The 6,581-nt window shown below is 58.7% G+C and carries 7 protein-coding genes; 1 reads left to right on the plus strand and 6 read right to left on the minus strand.

Features of this window, described 5'->3' with window-relative positions; all coding sequences use genetic code 11:
* Positions 1 to 18: 18 nt before the first annotated feature.
* The 6 genes from proS to metN all read right to left on the minus strand — a co-directional run bounded on the left by proS (position 19) and on the right by metN (position 5,613).
* Positions 19 to 1,737 (minus strand): proline--tRNA ligase, encoded by a 1,719-nt coding sequence (proS, locus tag WFM45_RS18085; RefSeq protein ID WP_156866539.1) that lies wholly within the window; start codon positions 1,735 to 1,737, stop codon positions 19 to 21.
* A gap of 120 nt (positions 1,738 to 1,857) precedes the next feature.
* Complete coding sequence (gene tsaA / locus WFM45_RS18090) at positions 1,858 to 2,565, minus strand: tRNA (N6-threonylcarbamoyladenosine(37)-N6)-methyltransferase TrmO (RefSeq protein ID WP_033632260.1); 708 nt, start codon at positions 2,563 to 2,565, stop codon at positions 1,858 to 1,860.
* Positions 2,562 to 2,966: an Rcs stress response system protein RcsF gene (gene rcsF, locus WFM45_RS18095; protein WP_004932006.1), complete on the minus strand. Its 405-nt coding sequence runs from the start codon at positions 2,964 to 2,966 to the stop codon at positions 2,562 to 2,564. Before rcsF ends, tsaA begins: the two co-directional genes overlap by 4 nt.
* A 114-nt stretch (positions 2,967 to 3,080) precedes the next feature.
* Positions 3,081 to 3,896 (minus strand): MetQ/NlpA family lipoprotein, encoded by an 816-nt coding sequence (locus WFM45_RS18100; RefSeq protein ID WP_033632261.1) that lies wholly within the window; start codon positions 3,894 to 3,896, stop codon positions 3,081 to 3,083.
* A 39-nt stretch (positions 3,897 to 3,935) separates the two neighbouring features.
* Positions 3,936 to 4,589 carry a methionine ABC transporter permease MetI gene (locus WFM45_RS18105; RefSeq protein ID WP_004932010.1) on the minus strand — a complete coding sequence of 218 codons (654 nt, stop codon included), beginning with the start codon at positions 4,587 to 4,589 and terminating at the stop codon, positions 3,936 to 3,938.
* Positions 4,582 to 5,613 (minus strand): methionine ABC transporter ATP-binding protein MetN, encoded by a 1,032-nt coding sequence (metN, locus tag WFM45_RS18110; RefSeq protein ID WP_004932012.1) that lies wholly within the window; start codon positions 5,611 to 5,613, stop codon positions 4,582 to 4,584. Before metN ends, WFM45_RS18105 begins: the two co-directional genes overlap by 8 nt.
* Before the next feature lie 188 nt (positions 5,614 to 5,801).
* Between metN and gmhB the strand changes: the two genes are divergently transcribed.
* Complete coding sequence (gmhB, locus tag WFM45_RS18115) at positions 5,802 to 6,365, plus strand: D-glycero-beta-D-manno-heptose 1,7-bisphosphate 7-phosphatase (protein ID WP_015378880.1); 564 nt, start codon at positions 5,802 to 5,804, stop codon at positions 6,363 to 6,365.
* Positions 6,366 to 6,581: the final 216 nt, after the last annotated feature.

Consider the following 6,581-nt stretch of genomic DNA (forward strand, 5'->3'; position numbering starts at 1 on the left):
TTCTCTGGCGATCGGCGCTTAGCGTTTGATCTGGCCCAGCAGGAAATCAACGATTTCGCCGGTTTTGATCATTTGCTTTTCGCCGACGCGGCGGTTCTTGTACTCGATCTCTTCGTTATCGAGGTTACGGTCGCCGATAACGATAGAGTGCGGCACGCCGATCAGTTCCATATCCGCGAACATCACGCCCGGACGCTCTTTGCGGTCATCGAGGATCACATCGATGCCGTGGGAGCGCAGGGTGTTGTACAGCTCTTCCGCCAGCGCCTGCACGCGGAATGACTTGTGCATGTTCATCGGCAGGATCGCCACCTGGAATGGCGCGATGGCGTCCGGCCAGATGATGCCGCGTTCGTCGTGGTTCTGCTCGATGGCGGCGGCCACGACGCGCGTGACCCCGATGCCGTAGCAACCCATGGTCAGCACCTGGTTGCGGCCGTCTTCACCCTGCACGGTCGCTTTCATCGCTTCCGAGTACTTGGTGCCGAGCTGGAAGATATGGCCCACTTCGATGCCGCGTTTGATCAGCAGCGTACCCTGACCGTCCGGGCTGGCGTCGCCTTCCACCACGTTACGGATATCGGCCACCTGCGGCAGCGGCAGATCGCGCTCCCAGTTGATGCCGAAGTAGTGTTTGCCGTCAACGTTGGCGCCGGCGCCAAAGTCGCTCATCGCCGCTACGCTGCGGTCGGCAACCACCGGCATCTGCAGCTTGACCGGGCCGAGGGAACCCGGGCCGGCGCCGACGATGGCGCGGATCTCTTCTTCGGTGGCGAAGGTCAGCGGCGCGGCAACCTGCGCCAGCTTCTCGGCCTTGATTTCGTTCAGCTCGTGATCGCCGCGCACCAGCAGGGCGACCAGCTTGTGGCCGCTCTCTTCGGTGGCGCGCACCATCAGCGTCTTCACGGTTTTTTCCACCGGCAGCTGGAATTGCTCGACCAGCTCGGCGATGGTTTTGGCGTTCGGCGTATCCACCAGGCGCAGTTCTTCACTGGCTGCGGCGCGCGGCTCTGCCGGCGCGACCGCTTCCGCCAGCTCGATGTTGGCGGCGAAGTCGGAACCGGTGGAGAACACGATATCGTCTTCACCGCTCTGCGCCAGCACCTGGAATTCGTGCGAGGCGCTGCCGCCGATCGAGCCGGTATCCGCCTGCACCGGGCGGAAATCCAGGCCCATGCGGCTGAAGATTTTGCTGTACGCTTCGTACATTGCGTCGTAAGTCTCCTGCAGAGACTCCTGTGAGGTGTGGAAGGAGTAGGCATCCTTCATCAGGAACTCACGGGAACGCATCACGCCGAAACGCGGGCGCACTTCATCACGGAACTTGGTCTGGATCTGGAAGAAGTTCAGCGGCAGCTGTTTGTACGAACTGATCTCGTTGCGGATCAGATCGGTGATCACTTCTTCATGCGTCGGGCCCAGCACGAACGGACGATCGCCGCGGTCGACGAAGCGCAGCAGCTCGGGGCCGTATTGCTCCCAACGGCCGCTTTCCTGCCACAGATCGGCAGGCTGAACCACCGGCATGGACACTTCGATCGCGTTAGCATTGTTCATTTCTTCGCGAACGATGTTTTCAACCTTCTTCAGAACGCGCAGGCCGGTCGGCAGCCAGGTGTAAAGACCGGAGGCCAGCTTGCGGATCATCCCGGCGCGCAGCATCAGCTGGTGGCTGATCACTTCGGCGTCGGCAGGTGTCTCCTTCAGTGTGGAGAGCAGATATTGGCTAGTACGCATGGTGTTTTGGTTCCGTTAGAACTGCAAATTGCATCGGGCTGCCAGAGTGGCGGCCAAAAGTGACAAAAGTGGTTTAGTTTACCAGCGCGAGCGGGTCGCCAAAAGAGAGGCGGCGGAATTTTAACGCGGGTCGAGCGCCAACACTTCGGTGCGGCCGTCCACGACGCGCCAGCGCACGTTGAAATCCAACAGCCAGACGGCGTAATCCCGTTCGACGTCCTCTCCTTTACGATAGGCGGGACGGGGATCTTGCGCCAGCACCTGGCTGATAAAACGCCTTAATTGCGGGTAGCGCGCCTGATGTTGCTGCAGCTGTTGCTCGGCCTGCGGTGCGAAACGCACCGGCATATCGCCGGCGGGCGCGGCCTGGGCAAAGCCGGCGCGGGCCTGCGGCTGGCTCTCGGCGAACGGCAGATAAGGCTTGATGTCCACCACCGGGGTGCCGTCGACCAGGTCGAGGCTGCCCAGTTCCAGCGCCACTTCACCGTTTTTCACCCGCACGCCCTTCAGCTCAATGAGCGACATGCCGAGCGGGTTGGGGCGGAAGGTGGAGCGGGTGGCGAACACGCCCATGCGGGCATTGCCGCCTAAACGCGGCGGACGCACCGTCGGGCGCCAGCCGCCTTCCATGGTTTGATGGAAAATGAACATCACCCACAGATGGCTGAAATCGCTGAGGCCGCGCACCGCTTCCGCCTGGTTGTAGGGCGGCAGCAGCAGCAGTTCGCCGCCGCCGTCTTCGACCAGCCCCGGCTGGCGGGGCACGGCGAATTTTTCTTTATACGGCGAGCGGATCACGCCGATCTGCTCGAAAACGAATTCGGTCATTTGGAGGAGACGTTAAGCGCCGAGCCCTGACAAACGGCCTGTTGATAGCAACCGGCGACGCCGCTGACAATTTGGCAGTCGTGCAGCAGCACGGCGTTGGCCTTCATGTAAGACGCACGGATTTGCATGCGTTTACGGGCGGTAGCCAGATTCGGTGGAGAGTCTTGCACGGTGGTTTGGCACGATTCGCCGGACACTTCACCCAGATCGCGGAACGGTTTACCCACGAGTTCTTCTGCACTTTTGTACAGTTTTACCGGTGCGGGGCGGGCGGCCGGCGTAGTTTTGGCCGGAGCGGTGGTAGTCGGCTTGCTGGTGCTGCTTGTTGAGGACGGCGCGATACGCTGCGATGAACATCCGGCCAGCGCGAGCGCTAACAAACAGAGAGGTAAAACACGCATTGAGATTCCTCTGCCTTAATGAAAGTGGCGCTATTGAAGCAAGCTATGGCGGAAATAACAAGACGGGCCTTGGCCCGTCTTGCAATTATAGGAATAAAATGGGTGAATAAGCGCTTACCAGCCTTTCACCGCGCCGCCGTTGAAGATTTTGTTGGCGGCCGCGTCAACGTCGTCAGACTGATAGGCCTGAACGAATTTCTTCACGTTTTCCGCATCTTTGTTATCTTCGCGCGCAACCAGCAGGTTGACGTAAGGCGAGTCTTTATCTTCCACGAACAGACCGTCTTTCGCCGGCGTCAGGCCGATCTGGCTGGCGTAGGTGGTGTTGATCACCGCCAGCGCGATCTGCTGATCGTCCAGAGAGCGCGGCAGCTGAGGCGCTTCCAGCTCAACCAGCTTCAGGTTTTTCGGGTTCTCGGTCACGTCCAGCACGGTCGGCAGCAGGCCAACGCCGTCTTTCAGCTTGATCAGACCAACTTTCTGCAGCAGCAGCAGCGAACGGCCCAGGTTGGTCGGATCGTTAGGCAGCGCGATCTGCGAACCTTCTTTCAGCTCGTCCAGCGATTTGATTTTCTTGGAGTAACCGGCGATCGGGTAAACGAAGGTGTTGCCGACCGGCACCAGCTTGTAACCGCGGTCTTTGATCTGCTGATCCAGATAAGGCTTGTGCTGGAAGGCGTTCAGATCGATATCGCCTTTGCTCAGCGCTTCGTTAGGCAGCACGTAGTCGTTGAAGGTGACCAGTTCAACGTCCAGACCGTACTTCTCTTTCGCCACTTTCTGCGCCACTTCAGCCACTTGCTGCTCAGCGCCGACGATCACGCCGACCTTGATGTGGTTCGGATTCTTTTCATCCTGGCCACAGCCCGCCAGAGCCAGCGTGCCGATCAGTGCGCCAATTGCCGCGATGGATTTAAATTTTAACGACATATCCCTTCCTCATTAGACTCGCATTAACATGCGGTGAAACTATTTATGGGTAACGGCTTTGACGATGCGATCGCCGCAGAATTGGATCAGATAAACCAAAACTACCAGTAATACTAATACGGTATTCATCACTGTGGCGTTATAACCGATATAACCGTATTGGTAACCGATTTGGCCCAGGCCGCCGGCGCCGACCGCGCCGCCCATGGCGGAGTAGCCCACCAGGGTGATCAGGGTGATGGTCGCGGCGTTGACCAAGCCCGGCAGGGCTTCCGGCAGCAACACTTTCTTGATGATCTGCATCGGCGTGGCGCCCATGGCGCGCGCGGCTTCCACCAGGCCGGACGGGATCTCCAGCAGGGCGTTTTCCACCATGCGCGCGATGAACGGCGCGGCGCCCACCGTCAACGGCACGATGGCCGCCTGCAGGCCGATCGAGGTGCCGACGATCATGCGGGTAAACGGAATCATCCAAACCAGCAGGATAATGAACGGAATGGAACGGAAGATGTTCACCAGCCCGGACAGGATCTTATACAGCGAATTGTTGGCGATGATCTGCCCCGGGCGGGTGACATACAGCAGCACGCCTACCGGCAGGCCGAGCACGAAACCGAAGAAGCCGGAGACAAAGGTCATCATGACGGTTTCCCACACGCCACGCGCCATCAACCACATCATTGCCTCAGACATAACCCAGAACCTCTACTTTTACCTGATTTTCTTGCAGGAACTTAATCGTCGCCAGCGCGTCTTCGTCGCTGCCGTGCAGCTCCGCCAGCATCACGCCGAATTTCACGCCGCCGGCATAATCCATCTGGGCGCTGATAATGTTGTTGTTCACGTTGAAGCGGCGAGCGGCTTCAGACAGCAGCGGCGCATCGACCGACTGACCGGTGAACTCCAGGCGCAGCAGCGGCTGGCGGTCGCCCTGACGCTCCGGCGACAGGCGCGCGGCGTAGTCGTCCGGGATATCCAGATGCAGCGTGGACTGAATGAACTGCTGGGCCAGCGGGGTTTTCGGGTGTGAGAACACTTCGCTGACGCTGTCTTTTTCAATCAACTGCCCCTGGCTGATGACCGCGACCTGGTCGCAGATGCGTTTCACCACGTCCATTTCGTGGGTGATCAGCAGAATGGTCAGGCCCAGACGGCGGTTGATGTCTTTCAGCAGCTCCAGGATGGAACGGGTGGTGGCCGGATCCAACGCGCTGGTGGCTTCGTCGCACAGTAGCACTTTGGGATTGCTGGCCAGCGCGCGGGCGATCGCCACGCGCTGTTTCTGGCCGCCGGACAGATTGGCCGGATAGGCGTCGTGTTTGTCTGCCAGCCCGACCAGTTCCAGTAGTTCGGTCACGCGCTTTTTGATCTCGGCGCGCGGCGTATTGTCCAGCTCCAGCGGCAGCGCCACGTTGCCGAACACCGTGCGGGAAGAGAGCAGGTTGAAGTGCTGGAAGATCATGCCGATTTGGCGACGGGCGCGCGTCAGTTCGCTTTCCGACAGAGACGTCAGATCCTGGCCATCGACCAGCACCTGGCCGGAGGTAGGGCGCTCAAGCATGTTGGCGCAGCGGATCAGCGTGCTTTTGCCGGCGCCGGAAGAGCCGATAACGCCATAGATTTGCCCGGCAGGGACGTGAAGGGTCACGTCAGAGAGCGCGGTAATGGTGCGCGAACCCTGCTGGAACACTTTAGTGATGTTAGAAAGTTTAATCATATTCTTCTTATTTTAGCGTGGTTGCCCGTGGCTAGATAAAAGTAAACCTCGGCGTGGAACCAAGGTATGGATCAGATGTTAAGGCGTCTAGACGTCTAAGTCAACGGCCAGCGACGTTCTCCGGCGTTCTCAGTGCGGGGTAAAACATGCGATACTGTCAGCGTATTCAGCCCCTCAGGAGCAAAGCGGTGACACAAAGCGTTCCAGCAATTTTTCTCGATCGTGACGGTACGATTAACGTTGACCATGGTTATGTCCATGAAATCGACAATTTCCACTTTATTGACGGCGTGATTGACGCCTGTCGCGAACTCAAAAAGATGGGGTTCGCGCTGGTGATGGTGACCAACCAGTCGGGCATTGCGCGCGGCAAGTTCAGCGAAGACCAGTTTATGTACCTGACCGAGTGGATGGACTGGTCGCTGGCCGATCGCGACGTCGACTTCGACGGCATCTATTTCTGCCCGCATCATCCGGAGGCGGTAGTGGAAGAGTATCGTCAGGTCTGTGACTGCCGTAAACCGCAGCCGGGCATGCTGCTGCAAGCGCAGCAGGAATTGAACATCGATATGGCCGCTTCTTATATGGTGGGCGATAAACCGGAAGATATGCAGGCGGCGATCGCGGCCGGCGTCGGCACCAAGGTGCTGGTGCGTACCGGCAAGCCGGTGACGGAGCAGGGTGAAAAGCTGGCCGATTGGGTGCTAAATAGCCTGGCGGACCTGCCGGCAGCCATCAAAAAGCGGGTTTAATAGGCGTTACGCATGAATAGTGAGCGGTCAGATAAAAAATGCATATTATCGCTTGTCATTCTGAACCGGCTCCCTATAATGCGCCTCCATCGACACGGCGCAAGTGATTCACTTCACAGAGCGGCCGGGAAGAAAGAGAAAAAATCCTGAAAATTAGGGTTGACTCTGAAAGAGGAAAGCGTAATATACGCCACCTCGAGTTAGCAAGCGAAAGCA

It is taken from the genome of Serratia sp. KG1D (genome assembly GCF_037150675.1).
Taxonomy (GTDB): domain Bacteria; phylum Pseudomonadota; class Gammaproteobacteria; order Enterobacterales; family Enterobacteriaceae; genus Serratia; species Serratia nematodiphila.

Excerpts from the sequence above, each read along its gene's own strand:
- proS (WP_156866539.1), bottom strand. The coding sequence starts at position 1,737 with ATGCGTACTAGCCAATATCTGCTCTCCACACTGAAGGAGACACCTGCC.
- tsaA (WP_033632260.1), bottom strand. The coding sequence starts at position 2,565 with ATGACCGAATTCGTTTTCGAGCAGATCGGCGTGATCCGCTCGCCGTAT.
- rcsF (WP_004932006.1), bottom strand. The coding sequence starts at position 2,966 with ATGCGTGTTTTACCTCTCTGTTTGTTAGCGCTCGCGCTGGCCGGATGT.
- WFM45_RS18100 (WP_033632261.1), bottom strand. The coding sequence starts at position 3,896 with ATGTCGTTAAAATTTAAATCCATCGCGGCAATTGGCGCACTGATCGGC.
- WFM45_RS18105 (WP_004932010.1), bottom strand. The coding sequence starts at position 4,589 with ATGTCTGAGGCAATGATGTGGTTGATGGCGCGTGGCGTGTGGGAAACC.
- metN (WP_004932012.1), bottom strand. The coding sequence starts at position 5,613 with ATGATTAAACTTTCTAACATCACTAAAGTGTTCCAGCAGGGTTCGCGC.